This window comes from Anaeroplasma sp., from assembly GCF_034179385.1.
Taxonomy (GTDB): Bacteria; Bacillota_I; Bacilli_A; order Acholeplasmatales; family Anaeroplasmataceae; genus Anaeroplasma.
The window spans coordinates 1-2182 of record NZ_JAXFPY010000087.1 but is presented as its reverse complement, the minus strand read 5'-3'; the positions used below and the strand labels follow the sequence as shown (position 1 = coordinate 2182).

General features: G+C 30.2%; 3 protein-coding genes. 1 reads left to right on the top strand and 2 read right to left on the bottom strand.

All coding sequences use genetic code 11. From position 1 onward, the window contains the following. Positions 1-40 precede the first annotated feature (40 nt). Positions 41-241, bottom strand: coding sequence for a hypothetical protein (locus SPJ17_RS05835; RefSeq protein WP_321093480.1), 201 nt, complete (start codon positions 239-241; stop codon positions 41-43). Positions 242-580: 339 nt separating this feature from the next. Here SPJ17_RS05835 and SPJ17_RS05830 point away from each other — a divergent pair, with 339 nt between their 5' ends. Further along, positions 581-1777, top strand: a complete 1197-nt coding sequence (locus tag SPJ17_RS05830; protein ID WP_321093478.1) for an IS110 family transposase — start codon at positions 581-583, stop codon at positions 1775-1777. Between the two features lie 195 nt (positions 1778-1972). Here the strand turns inward: SPJ17_RS05830 and SPJ17_RS05825 are convergent. After that, on the bottom strand, positions 1973-2182 hold a 210-nt coding region (locus SPJ17_RS05825; protein WP_321093475.1), incomplete at its 5' end, for a hypothetical protein.

Below are 2182 nucleotides of genomic sequence, written 5' to 3'. Positions count from 1 at the left end.
AATTTTAAAAGTATAGCTTATTGGCCTTCAGAAATGTAGATTAATAATCTATACTTTTTCTTAATACAGCTAGTATTTCTACCATCGATTTTGTATCTAACTCACAGTATTCAAGCATACCTTTTCTAATTCTTTCATATTCGTTATTATCTTTTTCCTTTAATTCTAACATCTTGAAGAATATAATTAATGCTTCATCCCCCTTATGTACAACGCTTAAATTATGATATGCATTTTTCATATTCGGACATAAAGCTGGTAAGATAACCTTAATTGAATTTAAACCACCTTGCTTAGGGTCATAATAATATCCTCGTATAATATATTTGTATTAATTATTTAATGATGTTAATACATAAACATCTATTTAATATTCAAGTGATATTGAATACATGTTATTATATCTTTGATAACACTGTAGACTATTTTGTATCTCCTTACAGCTTGACTGGTTACGAAAGGAAATAGCTACAGTTTTTAATTCTATATGGTTATGAGTAGGTTACAACACATTAAGTGATTGGTTCATCAATAACGAGGTAACGTGAATTAGAAATTGTAGGTAGCACCAGTGTTAATCATGAAAGGACAAGATATTATGATCTATGTAGGCATAGACGCTGCCTCACAAAAACACGACTTTTTCATTCAAAGAGATACAGGTGAAGTGTTCTCTAAGAAATCCATTACCATCAAGAATGATATTAATGGATTAAAAAAACTCCACAATTCTATTAAGGATTTTGTGGAGTCAACTAAAGATTCAAATGTGCGTATAGGATTAGAATCAACAGGGCATTACTGCAAAAATATTCTTCTTTATTTGATTAAAGAGGGTTACCAAGTCTCTTTAATCAATCCCATTTTAACCAGTATGGATATTAAGGCATCTTCAGTTCGTAAAACCAAAAACGATAAATTAGATGCCGAAGCCATCTGTAGATTCCTAGATAAGAATCGATTTGACTTCAAACCCTATACATTATTATCATATCACATTGACGCTTTAAAGTCACTAACAAGACAAAGGTTTACAATTGTTAAGCAACAAACTCAACAAAAATTAATCTTTCAAAGGCTAGTAAATGTGATATTCCCTGAGTTTTTAAGCCTATTTTCATCAGATTATACTGAATCTGTATTAAATATCTTATACGCATATCCAACACCTAAAAAGATGGCTAGAGCACATGAATCAAGCATTGATAAGCTATTACACCATAGATGCAATGTTAGTGCTTCTAAAATAATTGAAACTGCCAAATTATCAATTGGACAATCTGAAGATTATCTTGGTTTTGAACTTCAACACACAATTGATATGATTCGTTTCTACCAATCTCAAATTGAAATATATAATAAACAAATTGAAATTGAATTAAATGAAACAGAATATGGTAAAATTATTACTTCTATTCCAGGAGTTGGTATCATTACAGGTGCAATGATTATATCTGAAATAGGTGATATTAATAATTTTACATCACCAGATCAATTATTAGCTTTCGCTGGTTTAGATCCAAGTGTCTATCAATCTGGTGAATTTGAAGCATCACATACTAAAATATCAAAACGTGGTTCTAAATATTTAAGATGGGCTATTCACCAAGTTTCATCTGGTATTTGGAAATGGGATAAAACATTTAAGGATTATTATCTAAAAAAGATTAATGAAGGTAAGCATCATTTCGTAGCAATTGGTCATATTGCCAAAAAGCTAGTTAGAGTTATCTTTTCTCTTTTAAAGAATAAACAATCTTTTGTTCCACAAAAATAATCATATAAAATTTTCAAAGATCTAGATTTTTCTTATCCTCGTTTTTAAAAATCTCAAAATCGAGGATTTTTATGCTTGATACAAATAAATCTCAAATATTTTTTCAAATATCTCTTGATTTATTTATAGTAGGCTTTCTATAATTTAATAGAAATAGGCGCCGCCAGCCTATTTAGCGGCGCCATATATTCTAAATTAAATTGTGAATTGTAAATCGAATGCAATATCCCAACCAGCACAAGAGTTGTAGCAATCAGGATCTGCACCATCAAGATATATAGTGTAAGTAACCTTCTGTTGTGTATCAGCAGTAGTATTAAATGAACCTAAAGCATTTGAAGGAGTTTGTGTAGTCCATGGAATATATCCTGTAACAGCGGTATAGTATGCATGTGCATCTCCGCC

Excerpts from the sequence above, each read along its gene's own strand:
- SPJ17_RS05835 (WP_321093480.1), bottom strand. The coding sequence starts at position 241 with ATGAAAAATGCATATCATAATTTAAGCGTTGTACATAAGGGGGATGAA.
- SPJ17_RS05830 (WP_321093478.1), top strand. The coding sequence starts at position 581 with ATGAAAGGACAAGATATTATGATCTATGTAGGCATAGACGCTGCCTCA.